This is a genomic window from Aquipluma nitroreducens, assembly GCF_009689585.1.
Taxonomy (GTDB): domain Bacteria; phylum Bacteroidota; class Bacteroidia; order Bacteroidales; family Prolixibacteraceae; genus Aquipluma; species Aquipluma nitroreducens.
The window spans coordinates 3,516,798-3,537,773 of record NZ_AP018694.1; the positions used below are offsets into that span (position 1 = coordinate 3,516,798).

Sequence of the window (20,976 nt, forward strand, 5' to 3'; positions counted from 1 at the left end):
TGAACAAATATATCAACGCAAGTGTTGACAGCAATTGAGAGCTTTAACTAAATTTATTCGCCATGAAGAAATTTATCTCAATTTTACTGTGTTATTGTATTTTGATTTTGCCAACCGGATGCCACACATCTAAACTTTTAACAGCCGATGAAGCTGAGGCAAAAACGGGAACTCAAAATTATCTCATTTTACACACTCCAAATCGAAATTATAAAATTTTCAACTACAAGTTTACCAAAGATTCAATTGAAGGCGATTTAAGGATTCTTTCCCCGGGCAAGTCGAAAACAATCAACCTATATACTGAAATGAATTTCGATATAAAACTTAGCCGGGATTCAAGTGAATTCGTGCGGATTTCAAAAGCAGATATAACAAAAATAACTTACAAGGAGTTTAGTATGCAAAATACAATTATAGCGGTAGTTGGAGTGTTGGGAGTTTTTGCGATTTTATCAGTAATTGTTGCGAATAGTATGTCTTTTAATATTGACTTAAGTGGGATGAGCAATTAGATTGAAGGTTCCCAATGAACTTCAAATCGCCAGATTCGATTCACCTCCCGACTCAATCAGCCCGTCTTTCATCCGAATAATTGCATCACTTTGGGCGGCGAAACTCTCGTCGTGGGTCACAATCACTAATGTTTGTTTAAACTTATCGCGAAGTGTAAAAAATAGTTCGTGAAGATCTTCCCTGTTTTTAGTATCCAGATTTCCTGAAGGTTCATCGGCCAGAATTATGGCTGGGTTATTGATCAGTGCACGTGCAACAGCCACACGTTGCCGTTCTCCTCCCGAAAGTTCGCCGGGTTTATGATTCAACCGGTGTGATAAGCCCAGAAAATCGAGGTATTCTTTGGCCTTTTGTTCGGCTTCTTTTTTCGGAGTTTTGGCAATAAAAGCCGGAATACAAACATTTTCGAGTGCAGAGAATTCGGGCAGTAGATAGTGGAACTGAAAAACAAAACCAATCTGCCGGTTTCTGAAATCGGACAGTTGGCGCTCGTTCATAATTGAAATATTTTGCCCGTTGATAAATACATTTCCAGCCGCAGGTTGGCTTAAAGTTCCAATAATTTGCAAAAGTGTGGTTTTACCAGCTCCGCTGGGCCCAACAATCGAATAGAGCTTTCCCGCCGGAACCACCAGATCAATTCCCTTCAGAACCTGAAGATCGCCAAACGACTTTGTTATTTTTTCGACTTTAATCAATCGCTGAATGATTTAGAATGATTGGTTTGGGGTAAACTAATGTTCTGAAGTTGGATTGCAAATTATATCTGAGCTCCGTTATCAATTGAATTTGCCATTGTTTCGGCTCCTTTGGTGACATCGCTTTTTACTTCCGATACTTCTTTCTCTATCACACTTGTGTGTTCTTTAACGCCTTCCTTAATGGTACTTGTGGTCTCTTTTATTCCATCCTGAATGTCGCTGGTGTGTTTCGTTATTCCTTCCTGAATGTCGCTTTTGATGTTTCGAACAGTTGATCGGATATCACTGATTTCATCGCCAAGTCCACCGCCGCTTTCGTTGAGTTCGCGTTTAATCTCATTGGTCGCTTTCTGGAATTCTCTCATGGCCTTGCCCAGCGTTCTGGCAATATCAGGAATGGCTTTAGCCCCAAAAAGCATCAGAAAAACAAAAATGATTAGTACTATCTCGCCTCCACCCATAAATGATGTATTAATTAGTTGGTCAAAAAATAATCTGAGCAAATATACAAACTAGTTAAGGATAACGCCAATGGAAGTATGAATAAGTTTGACCTAACGGGAAAAAAGAAGCAGGAATTCCATTGATCAATCGACCAATGAAATCCCTGCTTCAGGATTGTTTTATTCGAATGGAATTAAGCTTTGTTCTTACCTCTTGTTTTCATGATTGTGTCATAAACAATTGGTGCAGCATTAAATACCGATGAATAGGTACCAACACCAATACCGATCAAAAGAGCAAAAGTAAATCCTTTGATTGAGGTTCCTCCGAAGAAGAAGATTGCAAATAATACGATTAATACGGTTAACGAAGTACTGAATGTACGACGAAGAGTTGAATTCATCGCATGATCCATTGTTTCAGCCAAACCGCGTTTTGGATACAGGTGACGGTACTCACGGATACGGTCATAAATAATTACGGTATCGTTAATCGAATATCCGATCACGGTTAATACCGCTGCGATAAACGATTGGTCGATTTCCAGCGAGAATGGCAGGAATCCGTATAATACGGAGAACGCTCCCATTGTAATGATGGCATCATGAGCAAGAGAAACAATACCACCCAATCCATATTGCCAGTCCCTGAACCGTACAACGATGTATATGAAGATCAATACCAGAGAGAACAAAACTGCAAGGATCGCATCTTTGGTCAGTTTGTCCGAAATGGTTGGTCCAACCTTCTGTGTACTTTGCAAGTTTACTTTGCTAAACGTATCGGCTGATACATCGCCAATGTAATTCGCTTTTTTAAGTCCTTGGTAAAGCAGTTCTTCAACCTGGTTGTCAACATCAGCAGTGTTTTCTTCGATCTTATACCCGGTAGTAATACGAACCTGATTGGCATTACCGTATGTTTTTACATCCGGAGTTGAATTGAAGATAGGAGCTAAAGCACTCTTAATATCATCTACTCTCACATCTTTGTCGAAACGAACAACATAAGTACGTCCCCCTTTGAAGTCGATACCTTTATCGAATCCACGAACAACGAAAGAAATCAAAGAGATTACAATTAAAACTCCTGAAATTGAATAGAAAATTTTCCTTTTTTCGATGAACGGGATTTGTACATAACGCAACCAGTTTTTAGTATTTTTGGTTGTGAAGGTAATATCTTTGTTTTTAGCTAACTGACGTTCGAAGATCAAACGAGTGATGAAGATGGATGTGAACAATGAAGTTACGATACCAATAATCAATGTAGTTGCGAAACCTCTGATTGGACCTGAACCAAACACATAAAGTACGATACCGGTTAATAATGTAGTTACCTGTCCGTCGATGATGGCCGAATAAGCAGCGTTATATCCGTCGAAAACGGCAAGCCGAACCGATTTTCCAGCCAACATTTCATCTTCAATACGTTCGTAAATCAACACGTTGGCGTCAACCGCCATACCCATGGTCAATACGATACCTGCAATACCAGGTAAGGTTAAAACGGCTCCAATTGAGGCAAGAACACCAATCAGGAAGAAAACGTTTACGATCAAGGCTACGTTTGCTGCCATACCCGCTTTCCGGCTATAGAAGAATAACATATATCCCAATACCAATAAGAAGGCGATACCAAACGACCAGAAACCGCTGGTGATTGCTTCTTGTCCCAATGAAGGTCCAACAACATCTTCAGCAATAATTACAGCAGGTGCAGGCATTTTACCCGACTTCAGGATGTTCGCTAAATCCTTTGCTTCTTCAACGCTTTCCAAACCAGTGATTGAAGAACGACCTCCGGTAATTTCGCCGTTCACATTCGGATACGAACGTACATAACCATCCAAAACGATTGCAATTGATTTGCCAACATTGTCTTTGGTTAAACGGGCCCATACTTTAGCTCCTTCGCTGTTCATGGTCATACTTACTTCAGGGCGGCTACCCATATCAGAATAGTCCTGGCGGGCATCGGTAATAACATCTCCTTCAAGAGGAGCACGGCCATCGCGGCCAGTTACTTTGATGGCAACCAAAGTGAAGAATTTTTCTTCTTTGTCAACGGCTTTAGCAGTCCATTTGAAAGCCAGATTACGTGGCATCAATGCTTTCACCTGATCCATTTTCAGGTAAGAGTTAATTGTTGCAGTATCTTTCCACTGAGCAGTTCCTACAGCAGCTCCCGGATACAATTGACCCTGAGGAGTTGAATGTGGTTGCAGAATTGAAAACAAAGGAAATTGTTTTTTTGCATCAGCATTTTTGTCAACTCCGGTGGCATCAGTTTTTGCATTTTTATCCAGTTCGTTCAACAGGCTGTTGTTTGTTGTCTCAGCTTTTTTAGTCGTATCAACAGCAGCAACAGAAGGTTGAGTTTTAATCGAAAGAATTTCGGCTATTTTTTGGTTTGCCTGTGCAAGATATGGATATACTTCGCTGTTGTCGTATGTTTCCCAGAATTCGAGGTTTGCTGTTCCCTGCAAAAGTTTGCGAACACGTTTGGGGTCATCAACACCAGGAAGTTCAACCAGAATACGTCCGGCAGTCTGAAGTTGCTGAATATTTGGCTGAGCCACACCAAAACGGTCGATACGGGTGCGGATGATGTTAAATGAGTTGTCGATGGCAACCTTAGTTTCTTTCTTTAAAACATCCAATACTTCAGCATTGGTTGAGTTGTATTTAACCTTGTCTTTTAGGTCAAGCGTATTGAAAATCGAAGCCAGTTTTCCGTTTGGAGATATTTCTTCGAACGATTTTCCGAACAAGGTCACAAAATCTTCCTGGCTATTTTTCTGTTTTTCTTTTGCCATCCGGATGGCTGCCGTGAACGTTGAATCTTTACTGAAGTTCGACAATGATTTAACCAGGTCAACCACTGAAACTTCCAAAGTAACGTTCATACCACCTTGTAAGTCAAGACCAAGGCCAAGCTCTAAGGCTTTTACTTCTTTAAATGTGTATTTGCGAATTCCAAGCAAATTGTAAACAACCTCGCTTGACATTGAGTCAAGGTAGATTTGCTCTTTTTGTTTGTCTCCTTTTGCAAATGTTTTGGCTGCTTTCTCAACTTGGTTAGCCTTAAAGGTAAACATCAGCTGATACACACAAATCAAAGCAAGGAGTACTGCAAAAATTCTAATTGCACCTTTGTTTTGCATTTGTAAAAATTTAAATTGTTTGTTATAATTATTTAGATTGAATTATTTGTTTTTCAGACATAACTGTAAATATCGTTAGGTATTGATATAACAATTTACCTGATAATGAATCCGGAATTAAGAAAGGGGAGGTGTGTCGTCGGGGCTGGCGTACAGAACCCGGTTAAATGGAAGGGAATGAAATGAACATACTGATGGAAAGAAACTATGTACGGTTTCTGCTTTCATCATCTGGAATGTTCGTAAATTATAATGTTTCAGTAAAAATTTATCCTGAGAATAAGAAAGGCGAAACCGAACGGTGAAATCGTTGCCGGCAGTCTTTAAATTGTAGGTTGGTAATTGATTACATAAAAACAGATGGCTGTTTTCAGTGTTGTTCGAGGCTGGGTTTTTTCGAACATTGTCGGCCAGTTTTTGGTTAGCCACGTGATAGATATCGAATACGGCAGCTCCACTAACCAGCAAAAACAGCAGGCAGAGGCGCATGATAAAATGTTTCGATATGTATTTCTTCAGGTTCATTAATTTATTTCAGCCGCCAAATATATTTATTTTTTCTGAATATAATAGCCTTGATTTTCTGCTGTCGGACAGCCTGTCAGATGTGAAATTGAATGATTTTATTTGCGTAATCGATTTTGCATTGGTATTGCATCAAAATGTCGCCCCCCAACAGACCGGAAATTCGGTACGAGGTGTATTTTTCGTAAATCTCGTTGACATGGTCGAGATCAATCAGTGCCACTTTTTGCCCGGTAATTTCCAAGTCACCAAATCGCAGGCACGTCAGTTTTCCGACCGAAGTTTCCATCATGCCCTGATTAATACCTGCACTTTGATAATCTTCCATATCATCAGAATCGACATTTTCGTAATGCATTTTTAAATTTTTATCGAGTACAGTTTTTGATGCTCCGGTGTCAATAATCCAGTATGAATGAGTTCCATCTTCAAAACTACCTTCAATTAGAATGTGATAGTTTTCACGTTCAAGCTCAATGATATTTAGGGGTATTTCGATCATTTGTCAAATTAAGTTTCAGCTTATCCTTTGTAGTTTTTGCGTTATCGTATGCTATAAAAAAAGCTCCGGTAAATAATACCGGAGCTTCAAATATAGATTTTATTGTTTGTTTAGTTCGAAGAAAACTAAAGAATATTCATTCCGTCAACAACGTCCATGATTTCTTTAACTGCAGCAGCTGATGCAACCAACAATTCTTGTTCGTCAGCTGTCAGTTTAACTTCCATAACTTTTTCAACACCGTTTTTGCCTAATTTAACAGGTACACCAACGAAAATGTCGTTTAAACCATATTCGCCTTCGAGCTTAACGCAGCAAGGGAATACGCGTTTCTGATCCATTACGATAGCTTCAACCATTTGAGCAGCAGCCGAACCTGGTGCATACCAAGCTGAGGTTCCCATCAGGTTAACCAATTCGCCACCACCTTTTTTAGTGCGGTCGATGATTTTTGCCAAAGTTTCTTCGTCCAACATTTCAGTTACAGGAATACCTGCAACAGTTGTGTAGCGGGGTAGTGGAACCATAGTGTCGCCATGGCCACCCATCAGTAAAGCCTGGATGTCACGTGGAGAAACGTCCAAAGCTTCAGCAAGGAAAGCACGGTAACGGGCAGTATCTAAAATACCAGCCATACCTAAAACTTTGTTTTTGCTTGATTTAGAAACCGCATAAGCCACGTAAGTCATTACGTCAAGCGGATTCGAAACAATGATGATAATCGCGTTTGGCGAATATTTGATCACGTTTTCAGTAACGCTTTTTACAATACCGGCGTTGATTGAAATCAAATCGTCGCGGCTCATTCCTGGTTTACGTGGAACACCTGAAGTGATAACAACTACATCAGAACCAGCTGATTTTGAATAGTCGTTTGTTGCACCAACTGTACGGGTGTCATAATAATTAATAGGAGCAGTTTGCCACAAGTCTAAAGCTTTTCCTTCTGACAATCCTTCTTTAATATCGAGTAAAACTACTTCGCTTACAATGTTTTTTTCAGCTACGATCTGCGCGCAGGTAGCTCCAACATTTCCGGCACCAACAACTGTTACTTTCATAAATTGTATTTTTTTGATTACTGTTTTTTGTTTAACGCATGCAAAGTTAAAAGGTATTTTGGATTGGGTGCATAAATTTACATTGGCTTAACAATTTGGTAAAAGAGTCAATCAGTCAGTCTGTTATATCGATATTTTAGAGTCAAAGGCTTTTACTCATAACTACGTGAAGAACATGCTTTAGGTTATCAATGAAAAACGTTTAGGAATAGCATGAAAAGAGTTCTGGTTTTTATATTTGACGGAAATTTGGACATGTCTTCTCATGTCCTTTTGAGTTGGTAAACATTTTTCGGAAATAAAGGTTTATATCATCAAAAACTAAAAGATTAATTATGGCTGACAGATTATCAGACCCAATAGGCCGATTGATGGGTCTTCGTTACAAATCGCATCCCTGGCATGGTGTCTTCATTGGTAAAGATGCTCCTGAGAATGTAGTTGCTTTTATTGAAGTGGTTCCGACTGATACCGTTAAATATGAGATCGACAAGGAAAGTGGGTTTCTCAAACTCGACCGCCCTCAGAAATATTCGAACGTTGTTCCGGCACTATACGGATTTATTCCTCAAACCTATTGTGGTGAACAGGTAGGTAAATTTTGTATGGAGAAGAATGGCAAAACTGGAATTAAAGGAGATGGCGACCCGATTGACATCTGCGTTCTGACCGAAAAAACCATAGCTCACGGCGATATTTTAGTTGATGCCCGGCCAATTGGCGGATTCCGGATGATTGATGGTAATGAAGCCGATGATAAGATTATTGCAGTATTGTCAAATGATGTTGTTTACAGCGAATACAAAGATTTGTCTGACCTTCCGGATATTGTGGTTGAGCGGTTGAAACATTATTTTTTGACTTATAAAGATATGCCCGGAAAAGTCAGTAACACCGAAATTACCCACATTTATGGAGTAGCAGAAGCTCTGGAAGTAATTAATTGTTCAATTTATGATTACCATCAGCGGTTTGATAATATAGGCAAGTTGCTTTAGAGTATTGAGCTCGTAATATAAATCGTATTTTTAGGAGATCAGAATTATTTAATAATCTTAACAGTACTCTGTCAACCTATCCGTTAGAAACTCGTATAGTTGTGTACACCATATTATTTTGGCGATTAACTTAATACCAGGTAAATTATGGAAAAGAGGGATCGGTTGGTTGAAGTCGCAGATTTGGATGCAATTTATTATCTTGAAGAAGCCCTTGTAACCCGTTGTGCGATTAAGATGCGAGAGCATACTTAAGTTTATTCAAGGGTTTGTTGTTTAAAAAGTTAAAATATTGAAGTACTGTCACTGCTGTAATTTTTGATAAAATGCGAACCGAAATGCCCAGGTTTGATTTTGCATAATTACGTTTGAGCATAAACTGATCGCATAGTTGAGAGAATAGAGTTTCGATTCGTTTTCTTGACTTTTTAAAAATGTACGCAAAAGGTTCTTTGTCTTTTTGATTGCTTCTTTTGGGTGTTTCTAATCGAATATTGCACGATGAAAACAAATCCAATTGATGTTCTTTTGACAGATACCCTTTGTCTCCAATGAGCCTGCAATTGCTTAATTTAGAGTGTTTAATGTCAGTCAAATAATAAACATCGTGAACGCTTGCTTTACTCATGTCCATGCTTGAAAACACACCACGAACAGAAGTTACCAGATGTAATTTGTAGCCGTAATAATATGACTTACTAACAGCAGAATAACCTTTATCCGGTGCTGTTTCAAAGTTCTCCCGGCAGATTGTACTTCGTTTCTCACGGGCTATTTGGCAAACGGGAACGGGAATAGAATCAACGATGTAAGTATCTTCTTCTTGGTTCAGAATGTTTGATAAGCCTTGATTAAGGGCAGAGATCCATGGATAAAGTCGCTTATGTCTGCGATTAAAATTGGAACGGTCAATGAGGTTTGGAAAATCGCTGGTGTAATCTGATTTAAGTTTACCAAAGAAGTAACTCTCAGAGTCAATGCCAATAGATTCTGCAGTCAGAGCTAATGCAATTATTTGACAATCTGACATTTTTGGATTTCTTGGGTAGCTTTGGAAGTTGTCAAACTCATTAATCCGATCAGAAAAGAACGATTTGGTTAAACCAATAAACTTGTCGAAATTTGCCTTCAGGTTGTGCATAAGTAGAATAATGAATTGGCGTTTGTTTTCTACTAATATATTGAATATAAATATAATGCACAACTTTTTTGACAATATTTTATTAATTATTTTCAATCGCACAACGAGTCCCTTGTACTTTTTATTGACAGTGAGGACGAGAATGTCCCTTCCTCTCTTTGTGTTCAGGCCAATTTTGACACACGGCAGTTTGATCCGGTACAGCCCTTGGGTGATTCCTTAAATTGAATTCTTATTTTCCCTTATTGGACGTAGATGCACGAATATCGCAACGGCAACGCCTCTTGGACGAGATGAGCCCGAATGTGATTGCTGCCATGCTTAGGGATTTTAATCAAAAAAAAAGTTTAGCCCGGAAAAACATGGCGCATTTGACTGAACAATTTCCGGAGTGACAACCTGGATTTTAGTCAATAGCATTTAGGATAGACGTGCGGTAGGGAATATTATTTTCTTTTAAGATTAATATAAGAATAATCAAAACCATTTTTTTCATCAGAATGATTTTCTCTGAAAACCTCTTCCCATTCAGAGTAATCAATTTCGGGGAAATAAACATCAGCATCAAAGTCGCGATGTACCAAGGTGAGGTATAATTTTCCGACTAATGGGAAAAATTGGCGGTAAATCATGCCGCCTCCAATAATAAATGCCTCCTGTTCGTCTTTAACCGCAGCGGCGGCAGCTTCAATCGAAGTCACCATTTCACATCGTTCGAATTTCTCTCCCGGAATGTCAGATATTACAATGTTTCGGCGATTTGGAAGAGCGCCTTTCGGTAAGGAAAGCAAAGTGTTGCGCCCCATAATTACCGGGTGACCTGTTGTGATTTCTTTAAATCTTTTCAGATCATTTGGAAGATGAAACAGCAAGTCGTTGTTCTTACCAATGGCAAAGTTCTGAGCGATAGCAACAATTATCGATATATTTTCGTGTATCATGTTGTTTTAATTTACCCGTTCACTGAAGCGAACGGCAAAGGATATTGTTATGATTTATTCTAAACTGCAACGGCTCCCGGAATGTGCGGATGAGCCTGATATCCGATTAGTTGAAAATCTTCAAACCTGAAATCGAAAATGCTTTTTACTTCCGGATTGATTTTCATCTGCGGAAGTGGAAATGGTTCGCGACTTACTTGTAGTTTTACCTGCTCCATATGGTTTAAGTAAATGTGTGCATCACCAAGAGTGTGTACAAATTCGCCGGGCTGCAATCCGCAAACCTGGGCCATCATCAGGGTTAGCAGCGCGTAGGATGCGATGTTGAAAGGTACTCCGAGAAAAATATCGGCGCTTCGCTGGTAAAGTTGGCAAGAAAGTTTGCCATCGGCTACATAAAACTGAACCAGAATATGACAAGGTGGAAGTTTCATTTGATCAATTTGACCAACATTCCAGGCACTGATCAAATGGCGGCGTGAGTCGGGATTGTTTTTGATGCTGTTCACAACCTGAGTAACCTGATCGATGTGATGACCATCAGGAGTTGGCCAAGAACGCCACTGGTAACCGTAAACCGGACCCAGTTCGCCATTTTCGTCGGCCCATTCATTCCATATCCGAACGCCATTTTCCTGAAGGTATTTCACATTGGTGTCACCTGTCAAAAACCAAAGCAATTCGTGAATGATCGACTTCAGATGTAATTTTTTGTGGTCAGAACCGGAAATCCTTCGGCAAGGTCGTATCGTGATTGGTAGCCAAAAACACTGATGGTTCCGGTGCCGGTACGATCACTCTTTTGAGTTCCATTTTTTAATACATGATTCAGTAAATCAATATATTGCTTCATTTTTGTAATCTTTTGGTATTCTAATTTTATCCGTCGGCAAGGTAAAAAGTTTTCAGGTAAAATGCCAAGTGGATTAAAAAAAGATCACGGATAGTTTTGCAAATGAAGCAGAAACTATCCGTGATTTTATGTATTCCCAAAACTGTAAATCTGCCATGGCATTATGATACCGAAGGAGCAGGCTCAGGTTTGTGTTTGTATTTAAAAACTAATGGAAAAATTATGGCAAGAACTAAAGCATAACCCGCAAATACATACCAAATTGTTGGCCATGAACGGCTGATGAGTTTTCCTTCTTCACCATAAACCGAATAAAAATCAACAACAGCGCCGCTTGCATATCCACCGAACATGGCTCCAACACCATTGGTAAGCATCATGAACAATCCTTGTGCACTGGCTCGTATTTCAGGTTTTGCTTCAGTCTCAACGAATAAGGAACCCGAAATGTTGAAAAAATCGAATGCCATTCCATAAACAATCATCGACATAACCAGCAATGGTAATCCACTTCCGGGGTTACCTAGCCCGAACAACCCGAATCGTAGTACCCAGGCCAGCATACTCATGAGCATAACTTGTTTGATGCCGAATTTGCGCAGGAAAAATGGAATGGTCAGGATGAATAATGTTTCCGACATTTGCGATATGGATAGCAGTATGACTGAATGCTTCACACCGAAAGAGTTGGCAAATTCAGGAACATCCTTGAAACTACCGATGAACAGATCGCCGTATGAATTTGTGATTTGCAATGCTGCACCTAAAAGCATGGAAAACAAGAAAAAGACAACCATCTTTCTTGATTTGAACAACACCAATGCGTCAAGACCAAATGCAGAAAGTACTGATTTTCGCTCACTTTTTGCCGGAGGACATTGAGGTAAAGTGAATGAATATAAGGCCATAACCAAAGAGGCTATAGATCCTACGTAAAGCTGTGCATTCGAATTTTTAAATCCTGAAAGGTCGACCACCCACATCGCTACAATAAATCCAATGGTTCCGAAGGTGCGTATTGGTGGAAATACTTTAACGATGTCGTACTTGTGTTCTTCCAGCGCATTGTAAGCTACAGTGTAGTTTAGCGAAATGGTTGGCATGTAGAAGAACAAGTTTACCAGCATTGCCCAGTAAACGTGGTCGTATTCGGTAACTGTTGAAGCATAAAAAAGAGCTGCAGAGCCCAACAGATGACAAATGCCTAATAGTCGTTCGGCATTGATCCACTTGTCTGCAATAATACCAATGATTCCAGGCATGATGAGAGAAGCAATGCCCAGAGTGGCGAAGATTGAGCCAATTTGCCCACCTTCAAAATTCAGGCCTCTACCCAGATATCCTCCAAGAGAAATCAACCATGATCCCCAGATGAAAAATTGGAGAAAACTCATCACGATAAGCCGATTTTTGATTCCCATAATTTAGTTCTTTGAGTTGAATAGTTTTTTAGCGGGTTTAAAACTACTAAAAACTACTTATCAAAAAGGGGACATGTAATCTAAATTAGATTAATCTGAAAAAAATAGTAGCGAGGTATGAATCGCTGAAAAAATCAGGAGCAGGTTTATTCTTTTATCCGACGGTTTATTTCATCGCGAATGGCCGATGCTTTTTCATAGTCTTCGTTTTGGATAGCATGGTCGAGCATTTGATTGAGCTCGGTTGAAGTATATTTCTCATATTCGTGTTTTCCCCGGATTGGTTCGTCAGTCATAGGCTGGCTCCATTCCTCCTGACCATGTTCATTTTCAAATTCAATCACAATTCCAGCCCGTTCCAGAATATCTTCGGTGGTATAAATCGGGCAGTCGAATCGCAGTGCTAAAGCTACAGCATCAGAAGTGCGCGAATCGATGGTAATTTGTTTGTCTTCTCTTACACAAACCAATTCAGAATAGAAAATTCCTTCTTCAAGCTTATATATAATGACTTCCAAAATCAGGATATCAAACGACGAGGCCATGAATTTGAAAAGATCATGAGTTAGCGGGCGAGGTGGTTTCAACCCTTCAAGTTGGATGGCGATTGATTGTGCTTCGATTGGTCCTATAATAATAGGTATCCTGCGGTCTCCATTTTCTTCTGCCAAAACCAGGGCATAAGCTCCGGATTGGGATTGACTAACTGAAAGACCTAATATATTAAGTTTAATTTTCTCCATCTACATCGAAAATAGCACAACTACAGGTAACAAATATAGCAATAGTTTACATTCTGCTGAAATTTGCAGGATTTTAGATTCGGCTTTTATTAACTATTTTTGAATGCTTAAAATCAGCATTTCAATGTATTGTCGGCAAGACAAATTTTTTGCTGCTGATTCTGAAATGCTTAAGGAAATAGAGGTGTCTGAGCTAATTTTTCTTTTTTCTGCAAATGTGATTTTAAAGCGCTGCTTTATCTCTGGAAAATAATTCAGAAAAAAGATTGTAAACCTTTGGTGATCACTGAAATTTATCTACTTTTGCAGTCCGAAAGTTTTCGTTCAGGCCCGATAAGAGGTAATCAGATTGGTTCCCGCCTGCCGGAAGAAATATTAAAACACATTGAAATGTACGCAATTGTAGAGATTGCCGGTCAGCAAATGAAAGTTGAAAAAGGCCGGAAAATTTATGTACACCGTTTGGAAAATGCCGAAGGCGAAACTGTTGTTTTTAACAAAGTTCTTTTGGTTGATGACGAAGGTGCTGTGAAAGTTGGAACTCCTGTTGTAGATGGTGCCAGTGTAACTGTTACTGTTCTGGAACACGTTAAAGGAGACAAGGTATTGGTATTCAAAAAGAAAAGAAGAAAAAGCTACCAGAAAATGAATGGTCACCGTCAATACCTGACCAAAGTTCAAATTGAAGAAGTAATCGGATAACATTAAAAAAAATTTACCATGGCTCATAAGAAAGGTGCGGGTAGTTCTAGAAACGGTCGCGAATCAGAAAGCAAAAGACTCGGCGTAAAAATTTTCGGCGGTCAGGCTGCAACAGCTGGTAACATTATTGTTCGCCAGAGAGGTACTGTTCACCATCCAGGTTTAAATGTAGGTATTGGCAGAGATCATACCTTATTTGCTTTGATTGATGGAACTGTTGTCTTCAAAAAAAGAAGAGATCACAAATCGTTTGTTACCGTTGAACCGGTAGTTGCTGCTGTTGAAGCAAACTAAGACGATTAAAGATATTTGTTGAATAATCTCCTGCTTTTCCGAAGGCAGGAGATTTTTTGTTTTAAATTTGCTGATCGATAAAAAATAAAAAGTATCCAAATGCTCAATCTAAAGTTTATACAGGAAAATCCGGAATTGGTAGTTGAAAAGTTGAAAAAGAAACATTTTGAAGCTGCTTCAATTGTTCAACAAATCACAGCTTTATCAGTAAAGAAAAACGAGATTCAGGCGACGGCTGATCAATGCAAAGCCGAAATGAATAAAATTTCGAAAGAAGTTGGAATCCTGATGCGCGAAGGCAAAACGGACGAAGCAAATGCTGCAAAAAACCGCACAGCCGAACTCAAAGATTCAATCAAACAATTGGATGAGGATTTCGCTCGGATTGATCAGGAAGTTTTTAACATTCAGGTTCTGCTGCCCAACCTGCCTTCCGATTTGGTTCCTGAAGGCCGCACTCCGGAAGATAACCTGATCGTAAAAAGTCATGGCGAAATTCCGGTATTACCTGAAAATAGTGTTCCCCATTGGGAATTAGCAAAAAAATACGACATCATTGATTTTGAGCTTGGTGTTAAAATTACCGGAGCTGGGTTTCCCGTTTATAAAGGCAAAGGCGCCCGCATTCAACGCGCGCTCATCAGCTTTTTTCTCGATGAAGCCCGTGCTTCGGGATATCTTGAAATTCAGCCACCGCTGATGGTTAACGAAGATTCTGGATTCGGTACCGGACAGTTGCCCGACAAAGAAGGACAAATGTATCACGCCACAGAAGACAACCTATATTTGATTCCAACTGCTGAAGTTCCGGTTACCAATATTTACCGCGATGTGATTGTAGAAGCCAAAGACCTGCCAATTAAAAATACAGCTTACAGTGCCTGTTTTCGCCGCGAAGCAGGTTCGTATGGCAAAGATGTTCGTGGTCTGAATCGTCTGCACCAGTTCGATAAAGTGGAGATTGTACAAATTGCACATCCGGATAATTCGTACGAATTGCTTGACGGAATGGTCGCACACGTTGCTGGCTTGGTTGAAAAATTGGAATTACCTTACCGCATCCTGCGTTTGTGTGGCGGCGACATGAGTTTCACCTCAGCGTTGACCTACGATTTTGAAGTATTCTCAGCAGCTCAGGAAAAATGGCTCGAAGTAAGTTCGGTGTCCAATTTTGAATCGTTCCAGGCTAACAGACTGAAATTACGTTACCGCGACGAAGTAACTAAGAAGCCAGTAATTGCACATACCTTGAACGGAAGTGCCCTGGCTTTGCCACGTATTTTGGCTGCCTTGCTCGAAAACAACCAAACTCCTGAAGGTATCCGAATTCCAAAGGTTTTGATCCCGTATTGTGGATTTGATTTGATTGATTAGTTCTGAAATTCTTCAATAGATGAAGAGGCTGTTTTGGTAAAAGTTCCGAAGCAGCCTCTTTTATTTTGTTCATTAATAGGATCCTAAAGTTTAAATATTCATGTGTCAAATGCACTAGCCTTTATTGTTTAAAAGTAAAATAATTGATTTAAAACCTATATTTGCAAGGATCGAATCGAAAAAATAAGATTGAAGGAACTTGACACTGATAACGAACTAATTGAAAAGCTGAGGATTGGAGATGTTGAAGCTTTTGACCTCGTGTATCACCGATATGCAGGAAAATTATATGCTTTCTCGTTGAAATACTTAAGATCTAAGGAAGAGGCAGAGGAATTGGTACAATCAGTTTTTCTGAAAGTATGGGAGAACCAAAAAAATATCAAAAAGGATACTTCATTTAAATCATACCTTTTCACCATTGCTTATAACGAAATTTGTAATCTGTTCCGACGAAGAAAATACCAGCAGAATTTTTTCGATAAAAGTATGATCGGGAACCCGGAAGCTTCAGTAGAAACTGAAGATCAAATCGATTTTCAATTTGTTTTGGAGCAAGTTGAACAAATTATTTCCAGATTACCTGAAAAACAAAAAACTATTTTCCTGAAAAGTAGGCAGGAAGGCAAGTCGACTAAAGAAATTGCCGACGAACTTGGCCTTTCACCCGGGACTGTTGACAACTATATTTCCGAATCATTAAAATTTATCCGCACCAATTTAAAGGATAATCAATTCTCATTACTTCTATTTATTTCCTTGTTTATTGCATAGTCGACTGATATTTGTGAAAAATAATTATAACCCACAAGACTCTCATTATTAAACAAATAATGTCTGATGTGAAATTATTTCCATCTTTTTTCATCAAAAGGTGAAAAAAAACACGATTTTCAGATGAGATTACCTGGCCTCGTGTGTATAACAATACAGGAGAAGGAAAATAATCATCGAATCTTCTTACCAATAGGAATGAAAATGCTAGAACAAAATGAAATAGAGCGGATTAGTCGGTACATCAACGGAATGGCTGATTCGTCTGATATCGTTTGGGTTGAGAACCTCTTCTCCTACGGACGCAAGAATCAAGAATTAAAAAATCATCTTGAAAATGATTGGGAAAATGAACTTCTGGATCAAAGTACAAGTGATGTTGATTTAAACATGATGCTCGACCGGGTTCATCATCTAATACGCAAAAAGGAATCTCAGAAAAGAAAGACGCTCGTTCACCGCATGGCAATTGTTTACATGAAGGTTGCTGCCGTTTTACTGTTGCCATTGGTTGTTGCAGGAAGCTTTTACTTTTATTTAAACAACACTCCCCACGGACAGGTTGCCGACCAGGTGGTCAATTCAGAAATATATGCCCCGATGGGGTCGAGAGTAGCGTTCAATTTGCCAGATGGAACAACTGGCTGGCTCAATAGTGGTTCTAAACTCACGTATTCGCTGCCTTTTAGCGAAAACAGAAAAGTGTCTCTTGAAGGAGAAGCCTGGTTCGATGTCTTTCACAATGAAAAACGACCCTTTGAAATTAGCGCAGGGAGTTCTAAAATTAAAGTTTTAGGTACAAGTTTCAATGTTAGTGCTTATAACGAAGAGAAATATGTCGAAGTTGTTTTGCAGAACGGCAAAGTGGTGTTTTCAGACAATATAAAATCGGATGAAGTTATTCTGAAGCCTTCGGAAAGGCTTGTTCTTCAGGATAACAAGCTTGAAGTTAATACGGTTGATCCATCAAAGTATAAAGGATGGACTGATGGCAAACTCATTTTTAGAGGAGATGATATGGCTGAAGTAGCCAGGCGGATTGAACGTTGGTATGATGTTAAAGTAGAAATTGCGGACCATGATTTAGTGCATTTTTCATTTCGGGCCACTTTTAAGGATGACTCATTGGAGGAAGTGCTCAAGTTACTTAGCATGACATCTCCAATAGATTACAAGATAATTCCGCGCCAACAACTTCAGGATGGAACCTATGAAAAAGAAAAAGTCATTTTGAGTAAACGATTTAAACAAATATAACTTACAAAAAACAAACTAAGATGAAGAAAACCGGTACTTAAATGGAGTGTAAAAAAAAGGAAACCGCGCCAACGATCTCCTTTTAAAAAACATCTTTTCAGACTTTTTTTATTAATAAAAACATTCAAATTTATGAAAAAAAATGAACCATTCAGGGAATTGCTATATCATTCTCTGAAGAAAACTTTACTTATTATGCGAATTGCAATTATTCTTTTGCTAGTCGGATTTCTGCAAACTCATGCGAATAACGCCTATTCACAGAAAACGAAACTTTCGATGGATATTTCGAATACCGAACTTGTTAATGTTCTTGATCGGATTGAAAATCAGACAGAATTCTTTTTCCTTTACAATGAGAAACTAATTGATGCCAATCGGATAGTTTCCATTAGTGTAAAGGATAAAGGAATTGAAGACGTATTAAAATCACTTTTTTCAGGTACTGATGTAAGTTATTCGATTATAGATCGGAAGATTATACTTTCACCTGCCGAATCTGCAAATAATACCCAACAACAAAAGACTGTGGCGGGTAAAGTGGATGACATAACAGGTGCTCCGTTGCCTGGGGTCTCGGTAGTGGTAAAAGGCACAACCAACGGAACAATCACTGATTCAAATGGGAAGTACACCCTGGCAAACATCCCGGCCAGTGCAGTTTTGCAATTTACTTTTGTGGGAATGAAGGCTCAGGAAATTGCCATGGGTAACCGGACAACTATCAATGTAACATTGGAAGAAGAGTCAATTGGAATCGAAGAAGTGGTAGCTGTTGGTTATGGTACCCAACGGAAAGAATCGATAACAGGATCAGTTGCGTCAATGAAAGGTAATGAGCTTCGCGAAATGCCAGCAGCAAATATTACTCAAGCTTTGCAAGGAAGAGTTGCAGGGGTGGATATGGAACAAACCTCAACCAAACCTGGAGCAAGTTTGCAAATCCGTATTCGAGGTACACGTTCCCTCAGTGCAAGTAATGATCCGTTGATCGTACTCGACGGTATCCCTTTTTCTGGATCGATAAGCGATTTAAGCACTGATGATATTAAAAGTATTGATATTTTGAAAGATGCTTCGGCAACCGCGATTTATGGTTCACGTGGTGCAAACGGTGTTATTTTAGTAACAACGAATAAAGGGCAGAAGGGTAAAAAAGCTGAGGTTTCTTACAATAGTTATTATGGTGTGAAGAATGCCATTAAATACCCAATGATGAATGCTGAAGAATTTAAAGCTCTCCGAACTTTAGCAAATAAATACACAAACGGAGTTGACGAGGCTGATGATGTTAATATTGATTGGCAAGACCTTTATTATAGACAAGGTCTTGTCACAAATCACGATCTCAACGTTATAGGAGGTACTGAAAAGTCAACCTACAAATTTGGTGTCGGTTATAATCGCGATGAAGCCGTAATGTACGGACAGGACTACAGTCGTTATTCATTACGCGGCTCACTTGATCAGGAAATTGGAAAATACTTCAAAGTTGGCTTTACTACAAACAGCAACTATTCAATCAATAAGGGTAGTAACTTAGGCTTATATGGTGTATTAAGCATGTCGCCAATCGCTAATCCATACAATGCCGATGGCACTATGAAACGAATCGTTAAGATGCCGTTGGATGACCAGTTTGTTTATACAAGAGAAATCATTAAAGGTTTGGGCGATCAATGGATTGATCAATCTAAAGCATTTGGTTCTTACAATACAATGTACGGTGAAGTGAAAATTCCAGGTGTCGAAGGTCTGAAATTTCGCACAAACGTTGGTGCAGACTTTCGGATGACCAATGGTGGTAGTTATACAGGAGAAGGTGTATTTGCAACTAATGCAACAACCCCTTCATCTGCAAGTATAAGTAACTCACTTAATACTCACTGGGCTGTTGAAAATTTGGTGACATACGACCGAAATTTTGCTGAAAAGCATCAGTTAAATGTAGTAGGTATGTACTCTTCGGAAGAAACAAAATATAATAGTTCACAAATTTCTGCAACTGAGATTCCCTCAGATGCTCTACAATTCTATAATTTAGGACATGCTCCCGGAGATAAAGTTACTATAAATCCTGATAATCAAGACTATCAGGTAAGTGGTTTGATATCATGGATGGGACGTGCAATGTACTCATATGACAACCGGTATATGTTGAGTGCAACATTTAGAACAGATGCTTCTTCAAGATTGGCGGAAGGACATAAATGGCATCCATACTATGCGGTATCTTTAGGGTGGAATATTAAAAATGAGACATTTATGAGTAATGTCAACTTTATCGATATGCTAAAACTTCGCGCTGGTTATGGGCAAACTTCAAATCAGGCTGTGGCTCCTTATGCTACACTTGGACGTTTGGCAACCAGACCATACAACTTTGGGGATATCTATTCTACCGGATATTATGTATCTCAATTGCCTAATCCGAATTTAGGATGGGAATACTCTGAGACAATGAATTATGGGTTGGACTTTGGACTAATAAAGAATCGACTGACTGGTACAATAGAGTACTATCAAACCAAAACAAAAGATATTTTGTTAGGTCTTGGTCTGCCAGCCACATCAGGAGTAACGGGTTACACAGCAAATATTGGCGAAACAGAAAACAAAGGATGGGAACTCTCACTTAGCGGTGTGATTTTGGAAAATGTTAACGGTTTTACCTGGGATGCTGGTATTAATATGTACAGTAATAAAAACAAGCTGGTAGCCCTTGCATCAGGACAGCCAAAAGACGAAAATAACTGGTGGTTTGTGGGTAGTTCTCTAAATGTAGTATATGACTATGAGAAAATTGGACTCTGGAATGAAACAGATGCAGATTATAAATATCTGCAAACATTAGTTCCAGGAGGAAATGCAGGTATGATCAAAGTTAAATATACAGGCGAATACAACGATGATGGATCACCAAAAAGAGCAATTTCTACTGCAGATCGTCAGGTGATTGAATTGGATCCAAAATTAGTGGGAGGTTTCAATACTCGAATTGTTTATAAAGGATTTGATTTGAGCGCAGTTGGTGCATTTAGATTTGGTGGTAAACTTATCAGTACATTATACTCTTCAGCAGGATATCTTAATATGTTGAACGGGCGCAGAGGCAATGTAGAAGTGGACTATTGGACTCCGGAAAATACAGATGCTAAATATCCTAAACCTGGCGGTATTATGGATGGTGATAATCCTAAATATGGCTCAACTCTTGGTTTGTTCAATTCATCCTATGTTAAGATCCGTACCATAACACTTGGCTATACATTTAATCAAAAATTGATAAAAAATATCGGTATCAGTAAACTTCGTCTCTACGGTACGGTACAAAATCCATTCGTGTTGTTTTCTCCTTATCATCATGAAACAGGTATGGATCCGGAAACCAATTCATATGGCAACGAAAATGCAGCAGTTGCATATTCTTCAAACCTGAAACGCTTGCTGACTATAGGTACAAATACGCCTTCAACACGCAACTACATGATTGGTATTAATTTAACATTTTAAAAGATAGCTATGAAACGAATACTTTTTAAAACATATATAGGAACAGCGTT

At 39.1% G+C, this 20,976-nt stretch carries 18 protein-coding genes and 1 pseudogene; 8 read left to right on the top strand and 11 right to left on the bottom strand.

The genetic code is table 11. The features are described 5' to 3' along the window. The first annotated feature begins 62 nt into the window (after positions 1-62). Complete coding sequence (locus AQPE_RS14690) at positions 63-515, top strand: hypothetical protein (protein ID WP_318347253.1); 453 nt, start codon at positions 63-65, stop codon at positions 513-515. A gap of 21 nt (positions 516-536) precedes the next feature. Here AQPE_RS14690 and AQPE_RS14695 read toward each other — a convergent pair whose 3' ends face one another. From AQPE_RS14695 to mdh, 6 genes are all read right to left on the bottom strand, one after another. Then, a complete protein-coding gene (locus AQPE_RS14695) occupies positions 537-1,214 on the bottom strand; it encodes an ABC transporter ATP-binding protein (protein WP_318347254.1) in 678 nt (225 codons plus the stop codon). A 62-nt stretch (positions 1,215-1,276) separates the two neighbouring features. After that, positions 1,277-1,678 carry a Sec-independent protein translocase subunit TatA/TatB gene (locus AQPE_RS14700; protein WP_318347255.1) on the bottom strand — a complete coding sequence of 134 codons (402 nt, stop codon included), beginning with the start codon at positions 1,676-1,678 and terminating at the stop codon, positions 1,277-1,279. 176 nt (positions 1,679-1,854) lie between these two features. Next, positions 1,855-4,827, bottom strand: coding sequence for a protein translocase subunit SecDF (gene secDF / locus AQPE_RS14705; protein ID WP_318347256.1), 2,973 nt, complete (start codon positions 4,825-4,827; stop codon positions 1,855-1,857). Positions 4,828-4,944: 117 nt separating this feature from the next. Next, positions 4,945-5,352: a hypothetical protein gene (locus tag AQPE_RS14710; RefSeq protein WP_318347257.1), complete on the bottom strand. Its 408-nt coding sequence runs from the start codon at positions 5,350-5,352 to the stop codon at positions 4,945-4,947. Between the two features lie 76 nt (positions 5,353-5,428). Continuing rightward, positions 5,429-5,854, bottom strand: a complete 426-nt coding sequence (locus AQPE_RS14715) for a retropepsin-like aspartic protease (protein ID WP_318347258.1) — start codon at positions 5,852-5,854, stop codon at positions 5,429-5,431. A 125-nt stretch (positions 5,855-5,979) separates the two neighbouring features. Further along, positions 5,980-6,915 (bottom strand): malate dehydrogenase, encoded by a 936-nt coding sequence (gene mdh / locus AQPE_RS14720; RefSeq protein ID WP_318347259.1) that lies wholly within the window; start codon positions 6,913-6,915, stop codon positions 5,980-5,982. Between the two features lie 335 nt (positions 6,916-7,250). Between mdh and AQPE_RS14725 the strand changes: the two genes are divergently transcribed. Continuing rightward, entirely contained in the window at positions 7,251-7,913 is a 663-nt protein-coding gene (locus AQPE_RS14725) for an inorganic pyrophosphatase (protein ID WP_318347260.1), read from the top strand. A 232-nt stretch (positions 7,914-8,145) separates the two neighbouring features. Here AQPE_RS14725 and AQPE_RS14730 read toward each other — a convergent pair whose 3' ends face one another. The 5 genes and pseudogenes from AQPE_RS14730 to AQPE_RS14750 all read right to left on the bottom strand — a co-directional run bounded on the left by AQPE_RS14730 (position 8,146) and on the right by AQPE_RS14750 (position 13,012). Then, on the bottom strand, positions 8,146-9,054 hold the full coding sequence (locus AQPE_RS14730) for an IS982 family transposase (RefSeq protein WP_449658187.1): 909 nt from the start codon (positions 9,052-9,054) through the stop codon (positions 8,146-8,148). A 446-nt stretch (positions 9,055-9,500) separates the two neighbouring features. Next, positions 9,501-9,995 carry a dihydrofolate reductase gene (locus AQPE_RS14735; RefSeq protein WP_318347261.1) on the bottom strand — a complete coding sequence of 165 codons (495 nt, stop codon included), beginning with the start codon at positions 9,993-9,995 and terminating at the stop codon, positions 9,501-9,503. Between the two features lie 59 nt (positions 9,996-10,054). Next, positions 10,055-10,848 (bottom strand): annotated as a pseudogene (locus AQPE_RS14740) (thymidylate synthase). 161 nt (positions 10,849-11,009) lie between these two features. Beyond that, the gene (locus tag AQPE_RS14745) at positions 11,010-12,269 is read right to left on the bottom strand and encodes a nucleoside permease (protein WP_318347262.1); all 1,260 of its coding nucleotides are present in this window, start codon (positions 12,267-12,269) and stop codon (positions 11,010-11,012) included. Positions 12,270-12,415: 146 nt separating this feature from the next. Beyond that, positions 12,416-13,012: a bifunctional nuclease family protein gene (locus AQPE_RS14750; RefSeq protein ID WP_318347263.1), complete on the bottom strand. Its 597-nt coding sequence runs from the start codon at positions 13,010-13,012 to the stop codon at positions 12,416-12,418. 390 nt (positions 13,013-13,402) lie between these two features. On the opposite strand from AQPE_RS14750, the gene rplU reads away from it, so the two are divergent. From rplU to AQPE_RS14780, 6 genes are all read left to right on the top strand, one after another. Further along, a complete protein-coding gene (gene rplU / locus AQPE_RS14755; RefSeq protein ID WP_318347264.1) occupies positions 13,403-13,714 on the top strand; it encodes a 50S ribosomal protein L21 in 312 nt (103 codons plus the stop codon). An 18-nt stretch (positions 13,715-13,732) separates the two neighbouring features. Continuing rightward, complete coding sequence (rpmA, locus tag AQPE_RS14760) at positions 13,733-14,008, top strand: 50S ribosomal protein L27 (protein ID WP_318347265.1); 276 nt, start codon at positions 13,733-13,735, stop codon at positions 14,006-14,008. A 99-nt stretch (positions 14,009-14,107) separates the two neighbouring features. Continuing rightward, a complete protein-coding gene (gene serS / locus AQPE_RS14765) occupies positions 14,108-15,382 on the top strand; it encodes a serine--tRNA ligase (RefSeq protein ID WP_318347266.1) in 1,275 nt (424 codons plus the stop codon). A 189-nt stretch (positions 15,383-15,571) separates the two neighbouring features. Further along, a complete protein-coding gene (locus tag AQPE_RS14770) occupies positions 15,572-16,156 on the top strand; it encodes an RNA polymerase sigma factor (protein WP_318347267.1) in 585 nt (194 codons plus the stop codon). Between the two features lie 204 nt (positions 16,157-16,360). Then, the gene (locus AQPE_RS14775; RefSeq protein ID WP_318347268.1) at positions 16,361-17,413 is read left to right on the top strand and encodes a FecR family protein; all 1,053 of its coding nucleotides are present in this window, start codon (positions 16,361-16,363) and stop codon (positions 17,411-17,413) included. 132 nt (positions 17,414-17,545) lie between these two features. Then, positions 17,546-20,926 carry a TonB-dependent receptor gene (locus AQPE_RS14780; RefSeq protein ID WP_318347269.1) on the top strand — a complete coding sequence of 1,127 codons (3,381 nt, stop codon included), beginning with the start codon at positions 17,546-17,548 and terminating at the stop codon, positions 20,924-20,926. Positions 20,927-20,976: the final 50 nt, after the last annotated feature.

Bases quoted from the DNA above. Each gene is read 5' to 3' on its own strand.
- rpmA (WP_318347265.1), top strand. From the start codon at position 13,733: ATGGCTCATAAGAAAGGTGCGGGTAGTTCTAGAAACGGTCGCGAATCA.
- AQPE_RS14690 (WP_318347253.1), top strand. From the start codon at position 63: ATGAAGAAATTTATCTCAATTTTACTGTGTTATTGTATTTTGATTTTG.
- rplU (WP_318347264.1), top strand. From the start codon at position 13,403: ATGTACGCAATTGTAGAGATTGCCGGTCAGCAAATGAAAGTTGAAAAA.
- AQPE_RS14700 (WP_318347255.1), bottom strand. From the start codon at position 1,678: ATGGGTGGAGGCGAGATAGTACTAATCATTTTTGTTTTTCTGATGCTT.
- AQPE_RS14750 (WP_318347263.1), bottom strand. From the start codon at position 13,012: ATGGAGAAAATTAAACTTAATATATTAGGTCTTTCAGTTAGTCAATCC.
- secDF (WP_318347256.1), bottom strand. From the start codon at position 4,827: ATGCAAAACAAAGGTGCAATTAGAATTTTTGCAGTACTCCTTGCTTTG.
- serS (WP_318347266.1), top strand. From the start codon at position 14,108: ATGCTCAATCTAAAGTTTATACAGGAAAATCCGGAATTGGTAGTTGAA.
- AQPE_RS14710 (WP_318347257.1), bottom strand. From the start codon at position 5,352: ATGAACCTGAAGAAATACATATCGAAACATTTTATCATGCGCCTCTGC.
- AQPE_RS14780 (WP_318347269.1), top strand. From the start codon at position 17,546: ATGAAAAAAAATGAACCATTCAGGGAATTGCTATATCATTCTCTGAAG.
- AQPE_RS14735 (WP_318347261.1), bottom strand. From the start codon at position 9,995: ATGATACACGAAAATATATCGATAATTGTTGCTATCGCTCAGAACTTT.
- AQPE_RS14730 (WP_449658187.1), bottom strand. From the start codon at position 9,054: ATGCACAACCTGAAGGCAAATTTCGACAAGTTTATTGGTTTAACCAAA.
- AQPE_RS14715 (WP_318347258.1), bottom strand. From the start codon at position 5,854: ATGATCGAAATACCCCTAAATATCATTGAGCTTGAACGTGAAAACTAT.
- AQPE_RS14775 (WP_318347268.1), top strand. From the start codon at position 16,361: ATGCTAGAACAAAATGAAATAGAGCGGATTAGTCGGTACATCAACGGA.
- AQPE_RS14745 (WP_318347262.1), bottom strand. From the start codon at position 12,269: ATGGGAATCAAAAATCGGCTTATCGTGATGAGTTTTCTCCAATTTTTC.
- AQPE_RS14725 (WP_318347260.1), top strand. From the start codon at position 7,251: ATGGCTGACAGATTATCAGACCCAATAGGCCGATTGATGGGTCTTCGT.
- mdh (WP_318347259.1), bottom strand. From the start codon at position 6,915: ATGAAAGTAACAGTTGTTGGTGCCGGAAATGTTGGAGCTACCTGCGCG.